A 22,445-nucleotide genomic window follows, 5' to 3' on the forward strand; every position below is an offset into this window, starting at 1 on the left:
TATGCCGACAACCACCTCCTCGACAGCAGGCTCCTCGATTGTCACGGCGCTGGGCGGCGGCAGCGGGATCGACATGTCCGCGCTTGCCACGAACCTCGCCGCCGCCAGCTTCGAAGGGCGGACAACCCGTCTCCAGACGCGAAGCGAGACGCTCGACCGGCAGATTTCCGCAGCGGCATCCCTGAAGTCGAAGATTCTGGGGCTGGCCTCCGCCTTGGGCGACCGCGTGCGGACCGGCGATCTCGCGGCGATCCCTACGCTCGCCAACCCGGCCGTTGCGACTGCCAGCGCCGGCGTGGGCACGCCGGTCGGCGGCGGCTATTCACTGGAGGTCACCGCGCTCGCCTCTGCGCAGACGCTGGCCAGCACGGGTTTCGCCAGTTCGATCGCGGCGGTCGGTGCCGGCAGCCTGACCTTGCGGTTCGGGACCGTTTCGGCAGGCGCGTTCGCCGAAGACCCTGCCCACGCCGCGGTCACCGTGACCATTCCGAGCGGCTCGACCCTCACGCAGGTCGCCGGAGCGATCAACGCCGCGGGTGCAGGTGTCTCCGCCTATGTCGCGCAGACCAGCGAAGGCGCGAAGCTGGTGCTGAAGGGCCAGGAAGGGGCGGCCAACGGGTTTGTCCTCGAAGCCGCCGAAACCCCCGGCGAGGAGGGCCTCGCGGCGCTGGCTTGGGAGCCGCTCACCGGGGCCGCATCGCGCAAGCTGGCGAGCGCGGGGGACGCCGCCTACAAGCTGGACGGGCTGGCCGCGACCAGTCCTTCCAACACCCTCGCCAATGTTGCGCCGGGCCTTTCGCTCAAGCTCGCCGGCACGAACACCGGCGCGCCGACGCGCATCGGCTTCAGTGACCCGTCGCCGGCCATTTCCAGCGCGATGTCCGATCTCGCCGCCGCGCTCAACGAGATCGTCAATGAACTGAACGAGGATGTGAACCAGGGCGGCGACCTTTCTGCCGATCCCGGAGCGCGAATGCTGCGGCGCGAGCTGGCGAAGCTGGCCGGGACCGTCGTAATGCCGAACGCGAGCGGCGACGAACCGCGGACCCTCGCCGACCTGGGCCTCGCGACGCAGCGCGACGGGACGTTTCTCGTCGACAACACGCGTCTCTCCGCGACGTTGAAGCGGAGCCCGGCCGGAGCCGCGGCGATGTTCACCACCGGCCTGTTCGGCGCCTATGCGACGATCGACAAGCTGTCGCGCACGGTCACCCGCGCCTCCGACCCGGGCACGCTGACCGGGTCGGTCAACCGCTATTCGGGGCTGAAAAAGACGGTCGGCGAGGACATCGCCAAGCTGACCGAGAAACAGGAAGCGTTGCGCCAGAGCCTGCTGACCCGCTTTGCGGCGACCGACAGCCGGGTCGGCACATCGAAATCGACCTTGTCGTTCCTCCAGAACCAGATCGACGCGTGGAACGCGCAAGGGAACTGAGATGCTGAGCGCGCGCGACCCGTCCGAAGCCTATCGCCGCGTCGATTTCGACGCCCGCGTCAGCGGCGCCGACCCGCGTCAGCTGGTCGAGCTGTGCTTCGAGCAGCTCACCGGCTCGCTCGACCGGGCGATCTTCGCGGAGGCGCGCGGTGACAACCGGATGAAGAGCGCGGCGCTGACCCGGGCCGTCGCCGCGCTCACCGCGTTGCAGATGGGCGTGGATGGTTCGGTACCGACGGGCACGGCCCTGCTGCAGCTTTACGCCGCGGCGCGCCGAACGGTTCTCGACTGCGCTGTGCGCTTCGACGAGGCGGCGCTGCGGGCGATCTGCAGCGATTTCAGCGAGATTCGCGAGGCGATGCGCCGCGGCTGATCGACCAGCCGGCGATCCGGTCCCACGAACGCGCCGGTCGGTCCACGCATGTCATTGGTCGAACCCGCCGCGCACCAGTACCGGGTTCGTCGCAATGGAAACCAATGAGAAGGGGCCTGACAGCAGCATCGGCGATCGCCTTGGCAATCGCGGCGACCACCGCACGCGCAGACGAGGCGCGGATCGAGGCGTCGCCCGTGCAAACCGACAAGCGCGTCTTCACTGCAGCGGACTTTGCCCGCTTTGCGCCGAAGAACGCGCTCGACATGATCCAGCAGCTGCCCGGCTTCACCATCCGCCAGACCGAGCAGAACCGCGGGCTGGGCCAGGCCGACGGCAATGTGCTGGTCAATTCCAAGCGGCTGACCTCCAAGTCCGACGACATCGCGACCCAGCTCGCCCGGATCCCGGCAAGCAACGTCGAGCGGATCGAACTGGTCGATGCGGCGACGCTCGATGTGCCGGGACTCACCGGCCTTGTTGCCAATGTGGTGGCGAAGACCGACAACTTCTCGGGCCAGTTCTACTGGAGCCCGCGGTTCCGCGCGCACTATGCTGCGCCGCTGTGGACGAAGGCCGAAGTCTCGATCTCGGGCAAGGCCAAGGGCGTCGATTACACGCTCAGCCTGTCGAACAAGGACTCCGGGCGCGGTGCGGCGGGCGGCGGGTCGCGGATCACTGATGGCAGCGGCACCCTGCTCGAGCGGCGCGTCGATATCTTCCGCTACAAGGGTGAGCAGCCCAAGGTTACCGCCAAGATCGGCATCGACGGCCCCGGCAGCTCGGTCGCCAATCTGGGGGTGGTCTACCAGCGCACATACGAGACCGCGACCGAATCGAGCCGCCGCGAAAGCGTGACGGGCTTCAACCGCACCCGTTACTTCAAAGACGGCGGGGACACCTGGAACTATGAGCTGAGCGGCGACTACGAGTTCGCGCTCGGCCCCGGGCGGCTCAAGCTGATCGGGCTCGACCGCAAGAGCCACGAGCCGTACCGCCAGACCGTGATCACCGTCTATGACGACGGCAGGCCCTCCACAGGCGACCTGTTCCGCCAGGTCGGCGAGGTCCGTGAAGACATCGCGCGCGGCGAGTATTCGTGGAAGATGCTCGGCGGCGACTGGCAGCTGGCCGGCGAAGCGGCCTTCAACCGGCTCGACAATGTCGCTGCGCTGGGCACGCTCGGCAGCGACGACGTGTTCGTCGAAACCCCGTTCCCGGCGGCCACCGGCGGGGTGAAGGAAGACCGCTATGATGGCTCGCTCAGCTTCAGCCGGCCGCTGTCGCCCAAACTTTCGCTGCAGCTGATTGCAGGCGCGGAGAAGTCCACGCTGTCTCAGACCGGCGCGAACGGGCTGACCCGCAGCTTCTTCCGGCCGAAGGGCTCGGCCTCGCTCGCGTGGAAGCCGCAGAAGGACTTCGACCTGTCGCTGAAGCTGAAGCGGACGGTCGGCCAGCTCTCGTTCTATGATTTCCTCGCGAAGCAGTTCTTCGACACCGGCAACCAGAACAGCGGCAATGCCGACCTCAAGCCGCAGCAGGACTGGTCGCTGGAGCTTGAGGCCAACAAGAGCTTCGGCAAGTGGGGGTCGACGAAGCTGGCGCTGACCGCGCGCGAGATCGAGGACTACGTCACGGTCATTCCGATTGGCACCGACGGCGAATCCATCGGCAACGTGCCCAAGGCGCACCTGCGGATCATCGAGAACAACACCACCCTCCAGCTCGACCCGCTCGGCTGGAAGGGCGCGAAGCTCGATATCCACCTGCTGTTCCAGTTTTCGCGCCTGCCCGATCCTTTGACCGGGCAAAGCATTCCGTTCGGCGGCATCTTCGATCGCCAGTACGAGGCGAGCCTGCGCCACGACATCCCCGGCTCGTCATGGGCCTGGGGCGGCGACATCGGTTACACCCACGTCCGCGAGGAATACCGCCTGAACGAGGTCGCGCTCGGCAGCGAGGGGCCGATCTTCGCCGGCTTGTTCGTCGAGAACAAGGACGTGTTCGGCCTGACCGTGCGCGCCGAGGTGGCGAACATCGTGAACGCCCGCAACAAGTTCTACCGCACCGTTTATGCCGGTCGCCGCGACACCGCGCCGATCGCCTTCATCGAGGACCGCAACCGGCTGATCGGGCCGATCTTCAGGTTCGAGGTCAAGGGGTCTTTCTAGAACCTCGCTGGATTGCTTCGCTTCGCTCGCAATGGCGAGGTGGATAGGCGCGTTGTCATTGCGAGGGCCGCAGGCCTGCGGCAATCCAGCGCGCTACAACGCCGGCAGCCGCTGCGCCGCAAAGCCCCACCCGGCCAGCGCCTTGCTCTTGGCCCGGCGCAGCAGGGCATCGCCATCGCGGAGCGACCACGGGTGTGCGTCCTCGAACCTATCCAGTTCGCCCCACGCGATCGGCGCGGCGACCGGCGCGCCGGCGCGGGCGCGAGCGGAGTAGGGCATCACCGCCGTCGCGCCGCGCTGGTTGCGCAGCCAGTCGATGAAGATCCTGCCCTTGCGCTTGGCCTTGCTCATCGTCGCGACGAAGCGGTCCGGCTCGGCCAGCGCCAGCGCCTCAGAAAAGCGGCGCGCGAAGTCCTTGTGCTCGTCCCACGAATGGCCGGTCTCGAGCGGCACCACCACGTGGACGCCCTTGCCGCCCGACAGCATCGCGAAGCTGACGAGGCCGATGTCGGCCAGGCGGTCGTGGAGGTCCTTCGCAGCCGATTTGACCGCCGCGAAGTCCAGCCCTTCGTCGGGGTCGAGATCGAACACCATGCGGTCGGGCGCTTCGACGTCGGCGACGCGGCTGCCCCAGCCGTGGAACTCTATCGTCCCCATCTGGACACAGGCCAGAAGTCCCTGCGCGTCGTCGAGGTAGATGTAGTCCTCGGCCTGGCCGTCCTTTTCGACGATCGGGACGTGGTGGACATGCGGGCCGAATGTCCCGGCGTCGTGCTTCTGGAAGAAGCATTTCCTGGCGCGCCCCTGCGGGCAGCGTACTAGGCTGACCGGACGGGCGGCGGCGAAGGGGAGCATCAGCGGCGCGATGGCCTGGTACCAGTCCGCGAGCATACCCTTGGTCTCGCCGCTTTCCGGAAAGATCACCCGGTCACGGTTCGAGATCGCGACGGGTTCTTCCGCTTCAGGGGCTGCTTGCGCTCTTTCCGGCACGACGTCCTCCGCATCCTTGTCGCCCCGCAGGCCGAGCCACGAGCCGTGGCGAACAGACCCCTCGGCGGTGAATTCGGCGAAGGCGACCTCGCCGACAAGCGCGGGCTTGAGCCATGTGACGCCGCGTCGGGCCTCGCGGGGGACCTCCGCCGCCGGCCCTTCGATCACCAGCTTGGCGAACCGGGCGGACAGGTCGGCCATCGCCTCGCCGTCGAAGCCGGTGCCGACATTGCCCTTGTAGACCAGCTTGCCGTCCTCGTTCTGGGCGAGCAGCAGCGACGAGAACGGACGGCCGCGCGCGGACGATTTCTTCCAGCCGATCACCACGAATTCCTGCCGCCGGGTGCACTTGACCTTGACCCAGGCCTTGCTCCGCCGGCCCGAATAGGGTGCGTCGATCCGCTTGGCGATGATCCCTTCCTGTCCTGCCGCGCACATCGCCTTGTACAGTCTCTCGCCCGCGCCGATGACGTGCTGCGAGACGTGAATCGGCGGTGCCGCGGTGGCAAGCAGGGCTTCGAGCCGTTCCTTGCGTTCGATCTGGGGAAGGCCGGTGAGGTCCTCGCCGTCGACTTCCAGCAGGTCGAAAGCGAAGAACGACAGCGGGGTGCGGTCGGTCTGCGACCCGTGACCGCGCTTGAGTACTTTCTGCAGACTGGAGAAGTCCGGATTGCCCGCCGCATCGAACGCGACGATCTCCCCGTCGATCAGGCTTGGCGGCAGGTCCAGGTCCGCCACCGCGGCGGCGAGAGGCGCAAACTTGTCGGTCCAGTCGAGCCCGTTGCGGGTGTAGACGCGGACGTCGGACCCGCTGACCGCGATCAGCGCGCGGTAGCCGTCGAACTTGATCTCGTGGATCCACGAATTGCCGGCGGGAACGGCGTCCACCAGCGTCGCGAGCTGGGGGGCGCGGAAGGCGGGAAGTACACCTCCAACTGCTCTCTTCTTACTGGTGCGTCCCCGCGACGGCGGGGACCCAGATCGCGCAGTGCTTACCGCACTGGAACTCCGCATGCGCGGGGGAGCATCGGCTTTGGTTGAGGATGCAGCGCTTCCGGCCACGTCCGCATTATGCCGCGCCGCCTTGGCCATGACCCTGGCAAAGTCCTTGCCCTTCACGCCCGCCAGCGATTGCTCGCCGCCCTCGTCACCCGCGATTTCCGCCATGCTGCGGCCGGTGAGTATGCTGGTCAACTCGCGCTCGACCAAGGCATCGCCTTCCTCGGCGTACTCGTCCTGGATTTTGCGCAGCAGCCAGTTCTCGCGTTTTTCGTTGCCGCGCGGGCGCAGGCGTATGAGCAGCCATTCGCCCTTCATCCGCTCGCCTTCGAGCATGAAATGGAGATGGCCCTCGTCCAGGTCCTCGGCGCTCTTGCCCTCGATCGGTGCCCAGATGCCGCGGTCCCACAGCATGACCGTGCCCCCGCCGTACTCGCCCTTGGGAATGGTCCCCTCGAACTCGGCATAGGCGAGCGGATGGTCCTCGGTGCGGACGGCGAGGCGCTTGTCGTCGGGGTCGGGGCTCGGCCCCCTGGTCACCGCCCACGATTTCAGCACGCCATCGACCTCGATGCGGAAGTCGTAATGGAGCCGCGTGGCATCGTGCTTCTGGACGATAAAGCGGTTGCCCCCGCCGCTGCTGGCGAGCTTGCCGGACGGTTCGGCCGTGCGTTTGAAATTACGCTTGGCGTTATACGCGGCGAGGGGATCGGACCGCGCCATGGCTCAGGCTCGCTTGCGCGCCGGCGCTTTCTTGGCGGGTGCCTTTCGGGCCGGTGCCTTGGCGGTGTCTCCGCCCACCGACTTCTTCAGCGCAGCCATCAGGTCGATCACGTTGGCGCCGCGGCCACTCTTGGGCTCGTCGACATCCTCGAGAATCTTCCGGCCCTTGGCTTTCGACTTCTTCTCGATCAGCTTGTGCAGCGCATCGATGTAGCGGTCGTGGAACTCCTCGGGGTGGAATGGCGCGGTCTTCTTGTCGATCAGCGTTGTAGCGAGGTCGAGCAGTTCGGGTTCGGGCTTGGCGTTGCCGATGTCGCCGAAATAGCCCTGCGCCTTCTTGACCTCGTCGGCATAGCGCAGCGTCTCCATGACGATCCCACGGCCGCACGGCTTGAGGCTGACCAGCTGCTCGCGCCCGCGTACCGAAAGCTGGCCGAGCGCGACCTTCTTCACCTTCCGCAGCGCCTCGCGCAGCACGATATAGGCTTCCTCGGCGAGGTCGTCGGCCGGGACGACGTAATAGGGCTTTTCGAAGTAGAACACGTCCACCTCGTCGGCATTGACGAATTGCACGAGATCCAGCGTCTTGCGACTCTCGATCTTCACCGCCTCGATCTCGTCGTCGCCGAGCAGGACATAATTGCCCTTCGACACCTCGAAGCCCTTGATGATCTCGTCGCGATCGACCGGACCGATGCCGGGTACGACCTTTTCGTAATTGATCGGCTTGCCGCTGGGCTCGTGGATCTGGCGGAACGAGATCGCCGCACCGGAACGCGTCGCGGGATAGATCTCCACGGGGATCGAGACCAGCGCCAGCCGGATCTGTCCCTGCCAATAGGCGCGTGCTGCCATCTGCCGTGATCCTCCTTGCCGTCGTTGAGGAGAATCCTCACGAGCATGGCGGTTCCCGCGAACCTTCCACCGGAATCTGCGTTGAGGGAACTCGCACGGGGTTGGCACTCGGCCCGGCGCTGCGGCAAGGGGGACGAATCATGTGGCAGCTCTTCCAGTTTCCCCTTTGCCCGTTCAGCCGCAAGGTCCGCCTGCTGCTGAGCGAGAAGGGCGTCGGCTATGAATTGTGGCGCGAGAACCCGTGGGAGCGGCGCGAGGAGTTCACCAACATGAACGCGATGGCGCGCACCCCCGTCATCCGCAACAACGAGCGCGGCCTGACCCTCGTCGACAGCCGGGCAATCTGCGAATATTTCGAGGAAACGGTCGAGCGCTCGCCGATGATCAACGGTACCGCGGCGAACCGCGCGGAAATCCGCCGGCTGGTCGCGCTGTTTGACGAAAACTACTTCAACGACGTCACCGCGCCGCTGCTGCAGGAGCGGATGATGAAGCGCCTGATCACCCGCCAGCCGCCCGATTCACGGCTGCTGCGCGAGGCGATGAAGCTGGCGCACGAGCATCTCTATTACATGGACTGGCTGATCGACCACCGCCCCTGGCTGGCCGGCGCGACGATGAGCCTGGCCGACCTTGCCGCCGCGGCGCAGATCTCGGTCGCGGATTATCTTGGCGGGATCGACTGGTCCGGCCACGAGCAGACCAAGGGCTGGTACGCGGTCTTCAAGAGCCGCCCGAGCTTCAGGCCGCTGCTGTCCGAACGGATGGACGTCATCCATCCGCCATCGCACTACAGCGACCCGAACTGGTAGGACTGCCGTCCAATCGGCAAGCTGTCGCGTCCCCGCGAACGCGGGCACCTCATGCAATCTGGCGGACCGTAATACGAGGGAGGTCCCCGCCTTCGCGGGGACGCGCGGGTAAGCTCAGGCCCGCACCTTCACGCCGAACCGCCCGTGCTTGCGATAGCGCGTGAGCCAGCGATCGAGGAACAGGCTCAGCGGTCGCGGCGCGATGCCCAGCTCCATCAGCCCATCCTTGCCGGTCAGAACGTTGCCGTCCTTCAAGAGCGCCCACTGGTCGCGGCTCAGCGGTGCGCCGGGGAGCCAGCCGGTCAGCGCCGCGAACGCGCCGGATACCGCATCGGGCAGGGCGATCAGCAGCGGGGAGCGGCCTTCGGCCGCGGCAATGCGACGGTTCAGCTCCATCATCGAGATCTGTTCGGGACCGGCGAGGTCATAACGCTTGCCGCCATGCTGGGCCGGGTTGGCGAGCGCCGCCGCCACCGCCTCGGCCGCGTCGTCCACGAACAGCGGCTGGAGCTTGGCGTCGGGGCCGAACACCGGCAGCGCGGGGAACGCTGAAATGAGCCCCGCAAACATGTTCACGAACTTGTCGTCGGGCCCGAACAGAACCGAAGGGCGCAGGATCGTGGCCGAAGGAAACGCGGCGAGGACGGCGGCTTCGCCTTCGGCCTTGGTGCGATTGTACGGGATCGGCGAGGCCGCATCCGCGCCCAGCGCCGAGACATGGACGAACGCAGTGGCCCCCGCAGCCTTGGCCGCGGCCGCGATCCGGCCTGCGCCTTCGCCCTGGAGCGAATCGAGATCCCCGGCGAATGCGCCGACGAGGTTCACCACCGCATCGCTCCCGGCCAGCACCGCGGCAATGGTCTGCGGCTTGCGCACGTCACCGGGCAGGAACTGGATGCCGCCTAGCGGCGCCAGCGGCTTCAGGCGCCACGCCTTCTCCGGATGGCGGCTGACTACGCGCAGCCGGGCTCCGCTCGCCAGCAGCTCCTGCGCGACGTGGGTGCCGAAAAAGCCCGATCCGCCGACCAGCGTGACCAGCTTGCCCGCCAGTGCGCCGTACTTGCCCTGAGCCATGGTGATTCCTGCCCTGCCTTGCATGGGATTGTTCGCCCGCGCCCTTGGCACATTCACCCCGGCAAGGGCAACCGCAGCTTGGCCGCGAGCGGTACCAGCGCTCTGGCCGCGAAGACCATCAGCAGAACGTCGAGCGGGGCGCGGTGGCTGGTCTGGGCCCACAGAACGCCTGAAATCACGACGAAGCACGCGAACTGGGCTGTGATGACGAGGTCCCGCCGCCAGTTTCGTCGCTCGAGCCAGAACCCGGCGAGGCCCGCCAGCAGGAGCGGCAGCCATGTCGCGGCATAGGCGAGATCGGCGAGCATCCCGTGGCGCGGCGACGGCCAAGGCCCGAATGCCGCCCAGTTCTTGCGCACGAAGTTCCATGCAAACTCGCCCGGATGAGACTTGATCCACTCAATTCCGCGCGCAGCAAACCAGCGGCTGGCGGCGGGCGAATCCTCGCCCAGCGCGGCAACCTCGGCTTCGTCGGCGGGGCTCATCGCGGCAAACGCCCGGGCACGGCTTTCATCGATGGACCGCACCGGATAGCGGCTGAAGGTCTCTGCGTGGTTGCCGGAATAGACTGCCGCGCCGAACTCGGTGCCGAGCCCTGCCTCGCCCGTGACGTGCACCGACCACGCCAGCCATGGTGCGAGAATTGCCGCGAAAGCAATCGCGCCAAGAACTGCAGCCTTTCTGCCAGCCCACCACAACAGCCAAGCGAGCGCGAACGGCGCAAACGGCGCGATGGTCGAACGGCATAGCAAGGCCAGCCCCAGCAGCGCCCCCGCGCCTGCCGCCCCTCGCCACCCTGTCGCCCGCGCCCTGAGCATGGCCAGCGTGGCAGCCGCCCCGAGAAACGTGAACAGGCCCGTCTCCTGCAGCGCGGTGTCGTGCCAGGCATAGTACGGCCAGAGGGCACAGATCGATGCCGCGACAAGTCCGGCGCGGTGGCCGAACAGCTCGCGGGCAATCATCCCGGCGAGGATCACCGTACCGGTCGACACCAGCGCCTGGGCGGCAATGACCGCCCATGGCCAGTCGCGCCCGCCGGTGACGAGGGCGAGGAACATCGGATAAAGCGGCACGCGGTAGGCGGTCAGGCCCGTGCCCGGCATGGCATAGCCCCGACCGGCCGCAAGCTCCTGCGCCGCCAGCCAGGTCAACGTGTAGCCATTCTCCCAGTACCCGTCCGCGCCCGTGGCAATGCGCAAGCACAGCCGCAGCAGCAGCGCAGCAGCCGCGACGCCTGCGAGCCCCCGAACGAAAGATTTGTCCCGATCCGCCACCATGACGCGGAATTGCACCGCTTGCCCCTTGCCCGCAAGCGCGCATGGGGCCACTAGTCAGGCCGGCAGACGGGGAGCAATCGCACAATGAGCACCCGCAAGGTGCGCGTAACATCGTTCGACGTGGCGGCGCTGGCAGGCGTCAGCCAGTCCACGGTCTCGCGCGCGCTTTCCGGCGACCCCAGCATCAGCGAAGCGACGCGGCTGCGGGTGACCGAAGCCGCGCGCAGCCTCGAATATTTCGGCAACGAGAACGCGATCCGCCTGCGCACCGGCCGCACCAATACGCTGGCGGTTGTCGTCGTGACCCGCGAGGAAGAGGACAAGAAGGACGTCAATCCCTTCCATTACTCGCTGCTAGGTTCGATCTGTGCGGCGGCATCGGCCCGGCGGTACGAAGTGCTGGTTTCCTTCCAGTCGAGCCGTGAGCAACTCTTCGCCCACTACCAGGACCAGCGGAAGGCCGATGGCCTTATTGTCATCGGCACGACCGACAACCGCGCCGCGTGGGACTATTTCCGGGCGCAGGACGAGCATATCACCTGGGTCTGCTGGGGAAGTCCGTTCGACGATCTCGAATGGATCCGGTCCGACAACCAGCAGGGCGGGATGGTCGCCACCCGGCACCTGATCGACCAGGGTTATCGGCGCATCGCCTGCCTCGCCTCACTGGATTCGCCGCAGAAGCAGTTTGCCGAGCGGTGGGAAGGCTATGCCACGGTGATGCGCGAGGCCGGTCTCGAGCCGCGGCTTGCGCCGATCGAGGATGGCATCCCGCGCGAAGAGCAGGGCCGCCATGCGGTGGCGCGACTGCTCGAGGAGGGCGAGGGGTTCGACGCGCTTTTCGCGGTGTCCGACCTGATCGCGCTGGGTGCGATGGCGGAGCTCCAGGATCGCGGCATCGCGGTACCGGGTGATGTCGGCGTCGTCGGCTTCGACGCGCTGCGACAGGGTGCTTATGTCTCGCCGCCGCTGACCTCGATCGAGCCCGACTTCGACCTTGCCGGAAAGATGCTGGTCGAAAACCTGCTCATGGCGATCGAGGGCAAGCACAGCGAGAGCCGCCGGGTGCCGGTCCGCCTGCTGGTCAGGGGCAGCACCGCGCGGCGGGGGTGAAGGACTCCCGCCAAACCATCGTCATTGCGAGCGCAGCGACGCAATCCAAGTACCGACGGCGACGCTGGATTGCCGCGGCACCGCCGCTCGCCATGATGGACGTAAGCTGGCCTAGCTCTTCGCGAACGGGTTTTTCGGGCTGCGCAGGGTCAGCCGCACCGGTACCGCCTCGAACCCCAGTTCGCGGCGGATGCCGTTGATGAGATAGCGGCGGTAGCTTTCCGGCAACTGGTCGAGCCGGGTGCCGAACAGGACGAAGCCCGGCGGGCGGGTCTTGGCCTGGGTGATGTACCGCAGCTTGATCCGCTTGCCACCGGGCGCGGGCGGCGGGTTGGCGGAAAGAGCATCGTCGAACCAGCGGTTGAGCGCCGCGGTCGGAACACGCTTCGACCACGCCTCGCGAATCGAGAACGCGGTGGTCAGCAACTGGTCGAGGCCCTTGCCGGTCCGCGCGGACACGCTCATCAGCGGGACCCCGCGAACCTGCGCCAGCCCTTCGTCGAGCGCCGCCCGCACGCCGTTGAACAGCGCGGATGCGTCTTCCGCCACGTCCCACTTGTTGATCGCGATGATGAGGGCGCGGCCTTCTTCCAACACCATCGAGGCGATCTTGAGGTCCTGGTGTTCGAGCCCGCGGGTCGCGTCGAGCAGCAGCACGACGACTTCGGCAAAGTCGATCGCCCGGCGCGCATCGGCGACCGAGAGCTTTTCTAGCTTTTCGATGACCTGCGCCTTCTTGCGCATGCCCGCGGTGTCGATCAGGCGGACCGGGCGTTCCTCGCCGGTCTTGGGATCGGTCCACGACCAGTCGACGGCAATCGAATCGCGGGTGATCCCTGCCTCGGGCCCGGTCAGGAGGCGGTCTTCGCCGAGCATGCGATTGATCAGCGTCGACTTGCCCGCGTTGGGGCGCCCGACAATGGCCAGCTTGAGCACGGCCTTGGGATCGAATTCCCAGTCGGCGTCGTCCTGCTCGATCGGCTCATCGTCGTCGTCTTCACGCTCGATGTGCGGCTGGAGCGCCTCGAACAGATCGCCCAGCCCCTGTCCGTGCTCGGCCGAAAATGCGATCGGCTCGCCGAAGCCCAGTGCGAAGGCATCGTAGAGGCCGCTGTCGCCGGCCCGTCCTTCGGCCTTGTTTGCCATGAGCACCACGGGCACCGTGCTGGTGCGCAGATAGCGGGCGATCTCTTCGTCGAGAGGGGTCACGCCGGCGCGGGCATCGATTACGAAGAGTGCGACGTCCGCCCCTTCGAGCGAGGCCTCCGTCTGCTTGCGCATGCGGCCCGGCAGGCTCTGCGCGTCTTCGTCTTCCCACCCGGCGGTGTCGACAATCTGGAACTCGAGCCCGAGCAGGCTGGCCTCGCCGAACCGGCGGTCGCGGGTCACGCCGGGCTGGTCGTCGACCAGCGCCAGCTTCTTGCCGACGAGCCGGTTGAACAGCGTCGACTTGCCGACGTTGGGACGACCAATGATGATGACCTGGGGAAGCATCGTTCGCCCCGTGGCCCTTCTGGGCCCGAAACGCAAGCCGCGCGGGGTTTTGGGGCCAAGCGCAGCCTGGATTGACGAATATTTAACCATGCCGTCGCAGGGTGCATGGCGTGACGCTCCGCATTGCCTCGCTGGCTTTCGCAGCCCTGCTATCCGCCGCCTCGGGGAGCCCGGTGTTCGCCCGGTCCGCCGACATCGACGCGGTTCGCGAGGACGTGCGCGGCGACGATGACAACGCGCCGGCGAGCGACCTGCCCTATCTCCAGTGCGTGCCCTATGCCCGCCAGGTCAGCGGCATACAGATCTATGGCGACGCGTGGACCTGGTGGGATCAGGCCGACGGGCTCTATGCCAAGGGCACGCGGCCCAAAGTCGGCGCGGTGATGAGCTTCCGCCCTTATGGCAACATGCGGCTCGGCCATGTCGCCGCGGTCAGCCGGGTGATCGATTCGCGCACCGTCCTCCTGCGTCACGCAAACTGGTCGCTGATTGATGGCAGGCGCGGGCAGATCGAGGACAACGTCCGCGCGGTGGATGTTTCGCCGAACAACGACTGGAGCGAGGTCAGGGTGTGGTTCGCGCCGCTGCAGGGGCTGGGCACGACCCACTGGCCGCTGAACGGCTTCATCTATCCCGAGAAGGTCAAGCCGGGGAAGGGAAGGCCGGCGGTGCCGGGCAAGGCGACCGTAGTGGTCGCTTCGGCGGCTCCGGCGCGGGTTGCCACGCAGCCCGCACCGCGTGCAGCGCCCGCCCCGGTGCGCACCGCCAGCGCCGCACCCTCACGGATCGGGAACGATTTCCTCAAGGGTATCCGCCCCGAGGTGCCGGTGCGCGCCGCCCCGGCAACCCGCACGCTGGCGGCTGCTGCGCCTACGCCGCGCCCGGCGGCCGCTCCGGCGAAAGCAAAGCCCAAGACTTCAGCCCCGCCGCGGAACGCCGCGCCGGCCCGCTCGGACGACCCGATCGGGCGGATCATTGCCGCCCGATCGCGCTGATCACAGCGTCTTGATGATCGCCCCGAAGTCGAGCCCGCCGTGGCCGGCTTCGGCAAAGGCTTCGTAGAGCTCCTCCGCCCGCGCCCCCATCGGCACCTTCGCGCCGACCGAGTTCGCCGCTTCGAGCGCCAGCTTGAGATCCTTGAGCATCAGCGCCGAGGCGAACCCGCCCTGGTAGCCGTTGTCGGCTGGGCTCTGCGGGCCGACGCCGGGGACCGGGCAGTACGAGGTCATCGACCACGACTGGCCCGAGGCCTTGCTCGAAATGTCGTAGAAGGTCTGGAGGTCGAGCCCGAGCTTTTCCGCCAGCGCAAACGCCTCGCAGGTCGCGACCATCGTCGCGCCGAGGATCATGTTGTTGCAGATCTTGGCGGCCTGCCCGGCGCCGCTCTCGCCGGCATGGATCACCGCCTTGCCCATCGCCGAGAGGATCGGCTCGGCACGGGCGAACGCTGCGTCGCTGCCGCCGACCATGAAGGTCAGGGTGCCGCCATTGGCCGCTGCGATCCCGCCGGAAACCGGCGCATCGACCATCGCGTAGCCTGCATCGGCCGCCAGCGAAGCAACTTCGCGGGCCGTCGCGACGTCGATAGTCGAGCAGTCGAGCAGCAGCGCAGAGGAAGGCGCTTGGCCGATGACGTCGGCGGAATAGACCGCCTTCACGATCTTCCCGTTGGGCAGCATGGAAACCACCGCCTCCGCGCCCTGCACCGCTTCCTTGACCGAGGTGTAGGTCGCGCAGCCGTTGTCCCGGGCGCGGGCCAGCGCGTCCTCGGCAAGGTCGAAGGCGTGAACCTCGTGCCCCGCCTTGACCACGTTCGCGGCCATCCCGCCGCCCATGTTGCCGAGGCCGATGAAGGCGATTTTCATGTGTACTCCCATCCCGCTTGCGGGAGGGGCCGGGGGTGGGCCTGTTTCCTCCCGAGATTGCGTGGGAACAGGCCCACCCCTAACCCCTCCCGCAAGCGGGAAGGGATCCGTTTCACTTGCCCTTCCACACCCCGGCGCGCTTCTCGATGAACGCGGCCATCCCCTCAGCCTTGTCCTCGGTGGCGGTCAGGACCTGGAAGATCCGGCGCTCCATCAGCAGCCCCTGCTCGAGCGTGGTCTCGAACGCGGCGTTGACCATTTCCTTGTTGGCGATCGCGGCGAGCGGCGGCATCGCGGCGATCTCGGTCGCAGTCTTGATGGCTTCCTCGAGCAGCGAGGCCAGTGGCACGACGCGCGCGACGAGGCCCGACCGCTCGGCTTCCTCGGCTCCCATCATCCGTCCGGTCAGGCACATTTCCATGGCCTTGGCCTTGCCGATGGCCTTTGTCAGGCGCTGCGAGCCGCCCATGCCGGGAGCGACGCCGAGCTTGATCTCGGGCTGGCCAAAGCGCGCGTTTTCGGACGCGATGATGAAATCGGCCATCATCGCCAGCTCGCACCCGCCGCCGAGCGCGAAGCCGTTGACCGCGGCGATCCACGGCTTGCGGGTGGTCTTGACGAGGTGGCTGGTCCAGCGGCTGAAGAAGTCTTCAGAGTAGAAGCCGGCGGCGGGCTTGTCGGCCATCTCCTTGATGTCCGCGCCGGCCGCAAAGGCCTTCTCGCCCGCGCCCGTCAGGACCGCACAGCGCTGGCCGGGATCGGCCTCGAACGCGGCGAAGGCGGCGATCAACTCTTCGAGTACGGCCGAGTTGAGCGCGTTGAGCGCCTGCGGGCGGTTGAGCGTGACCAGCGTGACTGCGCCGCGCTGTTCGACGAGAATGTTTTCGTAAGCCATGGCGGTTTTCCCCAGGATCAGATGAGCGGCTGCCATTCCTCGCCTTCGGGCAAGGGAGCGAAAATACTGTCGATGAGCGCGTCCGACACCTCAGGCGCACTTGCCGGGTTCCACTGGGGCGCGTTGTCCTTGTCGACGATCACCGCGCGCACGCCCTCGGCGAAATCCGGGCGGGTCAGGACGCGGCTGGCGATGCGGTATTCCATCGCCATGTTGTCGGCAAAGCTCATCATCCCGTGGCTTTCGGCGAGCTGGCGCAGCGCGACCTTGCACGTCTGCGGGCTCTTGGTGCGCAGCGTGGACAGTTCCTGGCGTGCCCAATCCGAACCATCGGCTTCGAGCGCGCCAAGGATGTCCTCCAGCCGGTCGGAGGCAAACAGGCGTTCGATGTCCGCCGCATAAGCGGCGATTTTTGCCTCGGGCGGTGCGACCGACAGATCGGCCAGGATATCGGCGACGTGCGCCGGCTCGACCGCGATCCGCCGCTTCGCCTCGGGCAGTGCCTCAGCCGGCAGATAATGCGTGGCGAGGCCGGCCCACAGGCACTCCGCCCCGTCGAGCCGCGCGCCGGTCAGCGCCAGGTATTGCCCGATCCGGCCCTTGAGCCGAGACAGGTACCAGCCGCCGCCGACGTCGGGGAACAGGCCGATGCCGCTTTCGGGCATCGCGTAGCGGGTGTTCTCCGTGGCAACTCGGAACTTGGCGGGCTGGCTGATCCCGACGCCGCCGCCCATGGTGATCCCGTCCATGAACGCGACGACCGGCTTGCCGTAGTTGAAGATCAGATGGTTGAGCTGGTATTCGTCGTGGAAGAACTTGCGGCCCGAAACGCCGCCGTCGTTCAGCGCGGAATTGCGCAGGAAGGCGATATCGCCGCCGGCGCAGAAGCCGCGCCCCTCCGAATGGTCGATGATCACGACGCCCGGTTCCTCGCTCTCGCGCCACTCGAGCAGGGCAGCGGTCATGGCATCGACCATATCGATGTTGAGCGCGTGGATCGCCTTGGGCCGGTTCAGCGAAAGAAAGCCGGCGTGTCCCTCGGTGCGGATCAGGACATCCTCGGTCACTGGCGCAGCAGGTCCCGTCCGACGATCATCCGCATGACCTGGTTGGTCCCTTCGAGAATCGAATGGACGCGCAGGTCGCGCCAGAACCGCTCGATCGGATAGTCCTTGAGATAGCCATAGCCGCCGAACAGCTGCAGCGCCTGGTTGACGATCTCGCTGCCGCTGTCGGTCGCAAGGCGCTTGGCCATCGCGGAAAACCGGGACTTGTCGGGTGCTCCGGCTGAAACCTTTGCCGCGGCCAGATAGAGCAGCGCCCGCGCCGCCTCGAGGTCGGTCGCCATGTCGGCGAGCATGAACTGGGTGTTCTGGAATTCGGCCACCGGCTGGCCGAACTGCTGACGGTCCTTGGTATACTGGATCGCCTCGTCGAGGCAGCGCTGCGCGCCGCCGAGCGAGCAGGCGCCGATGTTCAACCGCCCGCCGTCAAGCCCCATCATCGCGAAGCGGAAACCGTCGCCCTCAGCACCGACGCGGTTCGCGACCGGTACCCGGCAGTCCTCGAAGATGACCTGAGCGGTCGGCGAGGCGTTCCAGCCAAGCTTCTTTTCCGGCGCGCCGAACGAGAGGCCCGGCGTGTCCTTGTCGATCACCAGGCAGGTGATGCCTTTCGACTTGTGATCGCCGGTGCGGACCATCGCGACATAAACGTCGTTATAGCCCGCGCCCGAGATGAACTGCTTGGTACCGTTGAGAACGTAGTGATCGCCATCAAGCCGCGCGCTGGTCTTCAGCGCCGCCGCGTCCGAGCCCGAGCCCGGTTCGGTCAGGCAGTAGCTGGCGATCTTTTCCATCGAGACGAGCTCGGGCAGGTAACGCGCCTTGAGTTCGGCAGAGCCGAAGCTGTCGATCATCCACGTCGCCATGTTGTGGATCGAGATGTACGCGCTGGTGGCGGGGCAGCCATAAGCCATGGCTTCCATGATCAGCGCCGCCTCAAGCCGCCCGAGGCCGATCCCGCCGCTTTCCTCGGAGACATAGATGGCGCCGAAGCCGAGCTCGCCGGCGGCCTTCCATACTTCGACCGGGTAATGCGACTTCTCGTCCCACTCCGATGCAAACGGGGTGATCCGGTCGGCGGTGAACTTCCTCGCCATGTCCTGGATGGCGAGCTGGTCCTCGGTAAGCTGGAACTGGTCGGTCATCTGCCCCTTCCCGCCTTTAATTGCGCGGTTAAGTCACGAACGCCCGGTAGCCTGCGTTTTCCGGAACGTCCACCCTAGGAGCACGCGACCGAGGTAATGCGCATCTCGTCGTCGTAGGCGACGGTCAGCCTGCCGAACTTGTAATCCATTGTGACCACGGTGCCGGGAGGCACCCAGCGAATCTCGCGGGAGCTTGTTGCGGCCAGCAGCTGCGAGCCCAATGCCTGGCTGGCGACCATGCCGATGAAACGCTGGCCGGGTTGGGCCTGGCAGGTGTCCTGCGGATTGCCTTCGATCACGGCTGCGGGCGGTGACGAAGCGCAGGCCGCGAGTGCCATCAGCGATCCAAGGAGCGCGGCAGAGCGATGTGCAATCATGACCATGCTCCTACGCGCAGCGAGTGTACTTGCGGGGCCCCGGGGGCGCATCGTCGCCGTACTCCCACAAAACAAGGGACTTGCCATTGTCCTGGACATCCATCGTGAGATCGCGGCTCCATTCCATGCCTTCGCCCTCATAGGCGAACGTCGCACGCAGGCGGGTCGGCGTCGTCTCCTTGATGGCACCGAGCGTCGCGAAGGATTCGTAGAACTTGATGGTCTTTTCATTGACCTTCATCAGTCCCTTGTCATCGCCCCGCGCGGTCGTGCAGTCCGCCGGGACCAGGCCCCAGCGTCCCTGGAGCGCGACAGGGATGATCGCTCCGGGAAGAGCTTCGGCGATATCGGATGCCTCGACCGTCGGCTCTTCGGCGGGCATTGCCTCGTCGGGAGAAAGTGGATCGGGGGAGGCAGTCGCATCGGCCGGCCCATCGGTGGAATCGACAGCAGGCTCGCCCGAGCAGGCGGCGAGGGCGAGCGGGCCGATTGCGGCGAGCAGCGCCAGACGGGGTTTCATCATGGTCTCCAGAATCGTTGACACCAATTGTGATCAACGAGCCGGCGGCCAAACCTTTCCCGCAGCGCTGTGCAAGCCGTCACTGCCCCTCGGCGCGCTACATGCCACCAAGCGTGTCATGAAGAGCTTGCTTCCCCTCGTCCCGCTCGTGCTTCTCGGTGCGTGCGCCACCACGCCGAACGACATCGCGCTGGGGATCTGCGAGCAGTCCTCGAGTTGCACGATCACGGACAATACGCCGCTCTACGGTCCCCCACAGCAGCAGGCGATCGAGCAGGACCGGCGGCGTGAGGCGCCGCCCTTGCCGAAGCGCTAGCCTAGCCCGCTTTCGCGACAGGCGCGTCCTCGCCGAGATCCTCGAACCAGGCCTCGACCGGGCCGTTGAGCTTCAGGGTCAGCGGCTGGCCCTTGCGGTCCATGGTCTTGCCGGCCTGGACCCGGACCCAGCCTTCCGAGATGCAGTACTCCTCGACATTGGTGCGGACCACGCCCTTGAAGCGGATGCCGACGCCGCGGCGGAGCTGGTCGGCATCGAAATGCGGGCTGCGCGGGTTGATCGCGAGGCGGTCGGGCGGCAGGTCGGGGCCGGTGGCGGCGGGGGTGGTCTCGTCGGTCATGGAAGCGCCCTCTAGCACGCTTGTCAGCCCGCGCAACTTCGCCTAAGGGCGCGCTTCGCCTTATCAGGCGGGCGCGTAGCTCAGCGGTAGAGCACACCCTTCACACGGGTGGGGTCACAGGTTCAATCCCTGTCGCGCCCACCATCCCCTTCCGGATGGCCCCCACGATTCTCCGTCAAGACGCAACGCAGGGCCCACGTCCTGCCGCCACTGCCTTGCGCCGCGCCATGCGAGGCGGCATAGCCCGCGCCATGCACGACATCCGCCTGATCCGCGAAGACGCCGCCGCTTTCGATGCCGCCATGGCCCGCCGCGGCGTTGCGCCCGTGGGGCAGGACATCCTCGCGCTCGACAGCCGCCGCCGCGAGGTGGCGACGCGGATGCAGGAATCGCAGGCCCGCCGCAACGAAGCATCGAAGGCGATCGGCGCGGCGATGGGCAAAGGCGACAAGGCTGCTGCCGAGGCGCTGAAGGCCGAGGTCGCGGCGCTCAAGGCGGAACTGCCGGCGCTAGAGGACGAGGAGCGCACGCTCACCGCGGAGCTTTCCGCAGCGCTCGCCGCCCATCCCAATCGCCCCGCCGCCGAAGTGCCGGAAGGCGAGGACGAGGACGGCAATGTGGAGGTTTCGCGGTGGGGCACGCCCCGCGAATTCGCCTTCAGCCCGCGGGAACATGCCGACATCGGTCCCGCGCTAGGTCTCGATTTCGAGACCGGGGCGCTGATCTCGGGCGCGCGGTTCACCTTCCTGCGCGGACAGATGGCGCGGCTGCAGCGCGCGCTGGGCCAGTTCATGCTCGACCGCCAGACGGGGGCGAACGGCTATACCGAGTGCGCCACCCCGCTGCTGGTGAAGGACGAATCGCTGTTCGGCACCGGCCAGCTGCCGAAGTTCGCCGAAGACAATTTCCGCACGACCGACGGTCGCTGGCTGATCCCCACCGCCGAGGTCAGCCTGACCAATTCGGTGCGCGAGCAGATCCTCAAGGAGGCCGACCTGCCGCTGCGGATGACTGCGCTCACCCCATGCTTCCGCTCCGAAGCGGGCGCGGCGGGGCGCGACACGCGCGGCTATATCCGCCAGCACCAGTTCGAGAAGGTGGAACTCGTCTCGATCGTCCGCCCGGAGGATTCCGAGGCGGAGCACGAGCGGATGACGGAGGCCGCCGAATTGATCCTGCAGGCCCTCGCCCTGCCGTATCGCAAGATGCTGCTTTGCGCCGGGGACATGGGCTTTACCGCAAGGAAGACCTATGACCTCGAGGTGTGGCTGCCGGGGCAGGGTGCGTACCGCGAGATCTCCTCGTGCTCCAACTGCGGCGACTTCCAGGCGCGGCGGATGAACGCGCGCTACCGGCCGGAGGGGCAGAAGGGGACCGAGTTCGTCCACACCCTCAACGGCTCGGGCCTTGCGGTCGGGCGCACCCTTGTCGCGGTGCTGGAGAACTACCAGGAGGCCGATGGCTCGGTCACGGTGCCCGAGGCGCTGGTCGCCTACATGGGCGGGCTCACGCGCCTCGTCCCGGCGGACTGATGCGCGCCGCGCCCCTCGCGATGAGCACACTCCTGGCCATTCTGCTGGCCGCCTGCTCGGCGGTGCCGGCCTCCCGTCCCGCGTCATCGGGCGCGGTGCGCATCTATATCGTCGAGCGCGGGGACAGCCTTTCGGAAATCGCAGCGGCGCTCGGCGTGAGCATGAAGGCGCTGGCCGCGGAAAACGGGCTTTCGTCGCCATACACCATCCATCCGGGCCAACGGCTGCGGCTGCCGGGCTCGGGCCGGGGTCCGTCGCTCGCTGCGAAACCCGCGCCCAGGCCGGTTCCGGCGCCCAGCACCGCCCCCGCGCCGACGCCAGCACCTGCGCCGCCCCCGCGCCCCCTCGCCCAGAGCACCCGTGAGTACGATGCGCCGGCCATCGCCTGGCCGACCGACGGTGCGGTGACCAGCAAGTTCGGCATGCTGACCCCGGCGGGCAAGCCCAATGACGGGATCGAGCTGTCACTGCTTCCCGGCCAGCGCATTCTCTCGGCCAGCGGCGGGACCGTGCTGTTCGCCGGGAGCGAGCCGCGCTTCGGCCAGCTGGTGATCGTCGACCACGGCAACGGCTGGGCCACGGCCTATGGTTTCACCGGGCAGGTCACGGTCAAGGAAGGCGACGCGGTGACCTATCGCGAGCGGATCGGGGTTGGGGTGGGTTCGGGCAAGACCCTGCACTTCGAGCTGCGCCGCGACAATGTGCCGCGCGATCCGATGCTCTACCTGCCGCCGCGGCTCTGACTTATCCCAGCACCCAGAAGGTCGCACCCATCGCGAGGTAAGCGGCGAGCCAGAAGCCTGCATCGATCAGGGCGAGGCGGGTGCTGATCCGCTGGTGGGTGTAGCTGATCCACAGCGAGGGGATGATGAAGGCGATGGCGAGCCCGCCGCTCTGCATGAAATAGAGCCACCACTTCACCGCCAGGGTCGCTTCGCCAATCCGCGCGAACATGTGACCCATCATCGCCGACGAGACGAGCAGCAGGCCAAGCGTGAGGGCGATCGTGCGCGCCGGCGCGGTGCGGGCGCCAAGGCTGTGGATCGGCGTGCAAAAAGGACCCCGTTAGCGGGGTGATCGGCGTCTAAAAGGGACCCCTCATTTCGATGGTTTA

Annotated in this window: 22 protein-coding genes and 1 tRNA gene; 10 read left to right on the forward strand and 13 right to left on the reverse strand. The window is 67.2% G+C overall.

Annotated elements, in window-relative coordinates; translation table 11 throughout:
• Position 1 precedes the first annotated feature (1 nt).
• From fliD to AC3WLD_RS02400, 3 genes are all read left to right on the forward strand, one after another.
• Positions 2 to 1,435: a flagellar filament capping protein FliD gene (fliD, locus tag AC3WLD_RS02390; protein ID WP_492555298.1), complete on the forward strand. Its 1,434-nt coding sequence runs from the start codon at positions 2 to 4 to the stop codon at positions 1,433 to 1,435.
• A 1-nt stretch (position 1,436) separates the two neighbouring features.
• A complete protein-coding gene (locus tag AC3WLD_RS02395; protein ID WP_492555299.1) occupies positions 1,437 to 1,808 on the forward strand; it encodes a flagellar export chaperone FliS in 372 nt (123 codons plus the stop codon).
• A gap of 104 nt (positions 1,809 to 1,912) precedes the next feature.
• Positions 1,913 to 3,979, forward strand: coding sequence for a TonB-dependent receptor plug domain-containing protein (locus AC3WLD_RS02400; protein ID WP_492555300.1), 2,067 nt, complete (start codon positions 1,913 to 1,915; stop codon positions 3,977 to 3,979).
• Positions 3,980 to 4,072: 93 nt separating this feature from the next.
• On the opposite strand, the gene ligD is transcribed toward AC3WLD_RS02400, so the two are convergent.
• Together ligD and ku are read right to left on the reverse strand one after the other, a co-directional pair.
• The gene (gene ligD / locus AC3WLD_RS02405; RefSeq protein WP_492555301.1) at positions 4,073 to 6,691 is read right to left on the reverse strand and encodes a DNA ligase D; all 2,619 of its coding nucleotides are present in this window, start codon (positions 6,689 to 6,691) and stop codon (positions 4,073 to 4,075) included.
• A gap of 3 nt (positions 6,692 to 6,694) precedes the next feature.
• Positions 6,695 to 7,546 carry a non-homologous end joining protein Ku gene (gene ku / locus AC3WLD_RS02410; protein WP_492555302.1) on the reverse strand — a complete coding sequence of 284 codons (852 nt, stop codon included), beginning with the start codon at positions 7,544 to 7,546 and terminating at the stop codon, positions 6,695 to 6,697.
• Between the two features lie 140 nt (positions 7,547 to 7,686).
• On the opposite strand from ku, the gene AC3WLD_RS02415 reads away from it, so the two are divergent.
• A complete protein-coding gene (locus AC3WLD_RS02415; RefSeq protein WP_492555303.1) occupies positions 7,687 to 8,358 on the forward strand; it encodes a glutathione S-transferase family protein in 672 nt (223 codons plus the stop codon).
• Between the two features lie 114 nt (positions 8,359 to 8,472).
• Here AC3WLD_RS02415 and AC3WLD_RS02420 read toward each other — a convergent pair whose 3' ends face one another.
• A complete protein-coding gene (locus tag AC3WLD_RS02420) occupies positions 8,473 to 9,432 on the reverse strand; it encodes a complex I NDUFA9 subunit family protein (protein ID WP_492555304.1) in 960 nt (319 codons plus the stop codon).
• A 53-nt stretch (positions 9,433 to 9,485) separates the two neighbouring features.
• The gene (locus tag AC3WLD_RS02425) at positions 9,486 to 10,709 is read right to left on the reverse strand and encodes an ArnT family glycosyltransferase (RefSeq protein ID WP_492555305.1); all 1,224 of its coding nucleotides are present in this window, start codon (positions 10,707 to 10,709) and stop codon (positions 9,486 to 9,488) included.
• A gap of 84 nt (positions 10,710 to 10,793) precedes the next feature.
• Between AC3WLD_RS02425 and AC3WLD_RS02430 the strand changes: the two genes are divergently transcribed.
• Positions 10,794 to 11,822, forward strand: coding sequence for a LacI family DNA-binding transcriptional regulator (locus AC3WLD_RS02430; RefSeq protein ID WP_492555306.1), 1,029 nt, complete (start codon positions 10,794 to 10,796; stop codon positions 11,820 to 11,822).
• Between the two features lie 111 nt (positions 11,823 to 11,933).
• On the opposite strand, the gene der is transcribed toward AC3WLD_RS02430, so the two are convergent.
• Positions 11,934 to 13,316: a ribosome biogenesis GTPase Der gene (gene der / locus AC3WLD_RS02435; protein ID WP_492555307.1), complete on the reverse strand. Its 1,383-nt coding sequence runs from the start codon at positions 13,314 to 13,316 to the stop codon at positions 11,934 to 11,936.
• Between the two features lie 110 nt (positions 13,317 to 13,426).
• Here der and AC3WLD_RS02440 point away from each other — a divergent pair, with 110 nt between their 5' ends.
• Positions 13,427 to 14,311 (forward strand): CHAP domain-containing protein, encoded by an 885-nt coding sequence (locus AC3WLD_RS02440; RefSeq protein WP_492555308.1) that lies wholly within the window; start codon positions 13,427 to 13,429, stop codon positions 14,309 to 14,311.
• On the opposite strand, the gene mmsB is transcribed toward AC3WLD_RS02440, so the two are convergent.
• The 6 genes from mmsB to AC3WLD_RS02470 form a co-directional block, all read right to left on the reverse strand.
• Positions 14,312 to 15,181 (reverse strand): 3-hydroxyisobutyrate dehydrogenase, encoded by an 870-nt coding sequence (gene mmsB, locus AC3WLD_RS02445; protein ID WP_492555309.1) that lies wholly within the window; start codon positions 15,179 to 15,181, stop codon positions 14,312 to 14,314. It lies immediately after the preceding gene.
• Positions 15,182 to 15,293: 112 nt separating this feature from the next.
• Positions 15,294 to 16,076 (reverse strand): enoyl-CoA hydratase-related protein, encoded by a 783-nt coding sequence (locus AC3WLD_RS02450; RefSeq protein ID WP_492555310.1) that lies wholly within the window; start codon positions 16,074 to 16,076, stop codon positions 15,294 to 15,296.
• A gap of 17 nt (positions 16,077 to 16,093) precedes the next feature.
• Positions 16,094 to 17,143, reverse strand: a complete 1,050-nt coding sequence (locus AC3WLD_RS02455) for an enoyl-CoA hydratase/isomerase family protein (protein WP_492555311.1) — start codon at positions 17,141 to 17,143, stop codon at positions 16,094 to 16,096.
• The gene (locus AC3WLD_RS02460; RefSeq protein ID WP_492555312.1) at positions 17,140 to 18,285 is read right to left on the reverse strand and encodes an acyl-CoA dehydrogenase family protein; all 1,146 of its coding nucleotides are present in this window, start codon (positions 18,283 to 18,285) and stop codon (positions 17,140 to 17,142) included. Before AC3WLD_RS02460 ends, AC3WLD_RS02455 begins: the two co-directional genes overlap by 4 nt.
• Positions 18,286 to 18,359: 74 nt before the next feature.
• A complete protein-coding gene (locus AC3WLD_RS02465; RefSeq protein WP_492555313.1) occupies positions 18,360 to 18,623 on the reverse strand; it encodes an I78 family peptidase inhibitor in 264 nt (87 codons plus the stop codon).
• Between the two features lie 49 nt (positions 18,624 to 18,672).
• Entirely contained in the window at positions 18,673 to 19,185 is a 513-nt protein-coding gene (locus AC3WLD_RS02470) for a hypothetical protein (protein WP_492555314.1), read from the reverse strand.
• 115 nt (positions 19,186 to 19,300) lie between these two features.
• On the opposite strand from AC3WLD_RS02470, the gene AC3WLD_RS02475 reads away from it, so the two are divergent.
• Positions 19,301 to 19,498 carry a hypothetical protein gene (locus tag AC3WLD_RS02475; protein ID WP_492555315.1) on the forward strand — a complete coding sequence of 66 codons (198 nt, stop codon included), beginning with the start codon at positions 19,301 to 19,303 and terminating at the stop codon, positions 19,496 to 19,498.
• Between the two features lies 1 nt (position 19,499).
• Here AC3WLD_RS02475 and AC3WLD_RS02480 read toward each other — a convergent pair whose 3' ends face one another.
• On the reverse strand, positions 19,500 to 19,799 hold the full coding sequence (locus tag AC3WLD_RS02480) for a DUF3297 family protein (RefSeq protein ID WP_492555316.1): 300 nt from the start codon (positions 19,797 to 19,799) through the stop codon (positions 19,500 to 19,502).
• Between the two features lie 69 nt (positions 19,800 to 19,868).
• Between AC3WLD_RS02480 and AC3WLD_RS02485 the strand changes: the two genes are divergently transcribed.
• The 3 genes from AC3WLD_RS02485 (at position 19,869) to AC3WLD_RS02495 (ending at position 22,074) form a co-directional block, all read left to right on the forward strand.
• Positions 19,869 to 19,943, forward strand: a tRNA-Val gene (locus AC3WLD_RS02485).
• Positions 19,944 to 20,050: 107 nt separating this feature from the next.
• On the forward strand, positions 20,051 to 21,331 hold the full coding sequence (gene serS, locus AC3WLD_RS02490; protein WP_492555317.1) for a serine--tRNA ligase: 1,281 nt from the start codon (positions 20,051 to 20,053) through the stop codon (positions 21,329 to 21,331).
• A gap of 20 nt (positions 21,332 to 21,351) precedes the next feature.
• Positions 21,352 to 22,074: a peptidoglycan DD-metalloendopeptidase family protein gene (locus AC3WLD_RS02495; RefSeq protein WP_492555318.1), complete on the forward strand. Its 723-nt coding sequence runs from the start codon at positions 21,352 to 21,354 to the stop codon at positions 22,072 to 22,074.
• Position 22,075: 1 nt separating this feature from the next.
• Here the strand turns inward: AC3WLD_RS02495 and AC3WLD_RS02500 are convergent, their stop codons facing one another.
• Complete coding sequence (locus tag AC3WLD_RS02500; protein ID WP_492555341.1) at positions 22,076 to 22,375, reverse strand: DUF1761 domain-containing protein; 300 nt, start codon at positions 22,373 to 22,375, stop codon at positions 22,076 to 22,078.
• Positions 22,376 to 22,445 lie beyond the last annotated feature (70 nt).

The sequence above is a fragment of the Novosphingobium sp. FW305-C-111 genome, assembly GCF_058783565.1.

Excerpts from the sequence above, each read along its gene's own strand:
- AC3WLD_RS02430 (WP_492555306.1), top strand. The coding sequence starts at position 10,794 with ATGAGCACCCGCAAGGTGCGCGTAACATCGTTCGACGTGGCGGCGCTG.
- AC3WLD_RS02465 (WP_492555313.1), bottom strand. The coding sequence starts at position 18,623 with ATGGCACTCGCGGCCTGCGCTTCGTCACCGCCCGCAGCCGTGATCGAA.
- AC3WLD_RS02460 (WP_492555312.1), bottom strand. The coding sequence starts at position 18,285 with ATGACCGACCAGTTCCAGCTTACCGAGGACCAGCTCGCCATCCAGGAC.
- ligD (WP_492555301.1), bottom strand. The coding sequence starts at position 6,691 with ATGGCGCGGTCCGATCCCCTCGCCGCGTATAACGCCAAGCGTAATTTC.
- ku (WP_492555302.1), bottom strand. The coding sequence starts at position 7,546 with ATGGCAGCACGCGCCTATTGGCAGGGACAGATCCGGCTGGCGCTGGTC.
- AC3WLD_RS02450 (WP_492555310.1), bottom strand. The coding sequence starts at position 16,076 with ATGGCTTACGAAAACATTCTCGTCGAACAGCGCGGCGCAGTCACGCTG.
- AC3WLD_RS02425 (WP_492555305.1), bottom strand. The coding sequence starts at position 10,709 with ATGGTGGCGGATCGGGACAAATCTTTCGTTCGGGGGCTCGCAGGCGTC.
- AC3WLD_RS02400 (WP_492555300.1), top strand. The coding sequence starts at position 1,913 with ATGAGAAGGGGCCTGACAGCAGCATCGGCGATCGCCTTGGCAATCGCG.
- AC3WLD_RS02475 (WP_492555315.1), top strand. The coding sequence starts at position 19,301 with ATGAAGAGCTTGCTTCCCCTCGTCCCGCTCGTGCTTCTCGGTGCGTGC.
- fliD (WP_492555298.1), top strand. The coding sequence starts at position 2 with ATGCCGACAACCACCTCCTCGACAGCAGGCTCCTCGATTGTCACGGCG.
- mmsB (WP_492555309.1), bottom strand. The coding sequence starts at position 15,181 with ATGAAAATCGCCTTCATCGGCCTCGGCAACATGGGCGGCGGGATGGCC.
- AC3WLD_RS02470 (WP_492555314.1), bottom strand. The coding sequence starts at position 19,185 with ATGATGAAACCCCGTCTGGCGCTGCTCGCCGCAATCGGCCCGCTCGCC.
- AC3WLD_RS02395 (WP_492555299.1), top strand. The coding sequence starts at position 1,437 with ATGCTGAGCGCGCGCGACCCGTCCGAAGCCTATCGCCGCGTCGATTTC.
- AC3WLD_RS02420 (WP_492555304.1), bottom strand. The coding sequence starts at position 9,432 with ATGGCTCAGGGCAAGTACGGCGCACTGGCGGGCAAGCTGGTCACGCTG.
- AC3WLD_RS02415 (WP_492555303.1), top strand. The coding sequence starts at position 7,687 with ATGTGGCAGCTCTTCCAGTTTCCCCTTTGCCCGTTCAGCCGCAAGGTC.
- AC3WLD_RS02495 (WP_492555318.1), top strand. The coding sequence starts at position 21,352 with ATGAGCACACTCCTGGCCATTCTGCTGGCCGCCTGCTCGGCGGTGCCG.
- AC3WLD_RS02480 (WP_492555316.1), bottom strand. The coding sequence starts at position 19,799 with ATGACCGACGAGACCACCCCCGCCGCCACCGGCCCCGACCTGCCGCCC.
- der (WP_492555307.1), bottom strand. The coding sequence starts at position 13,316 with ATGCTTCCCCAGGTCATCATCATTGGTCGTCCCAACGTCGGCAAGTCG.
- serS (WP_492555317.1), top strand. The coding sequence starts at position 20,051 with ATGCACGACATCCGCCTGATCCGCGAAGACGCCGCCGCTTTCGATGCC.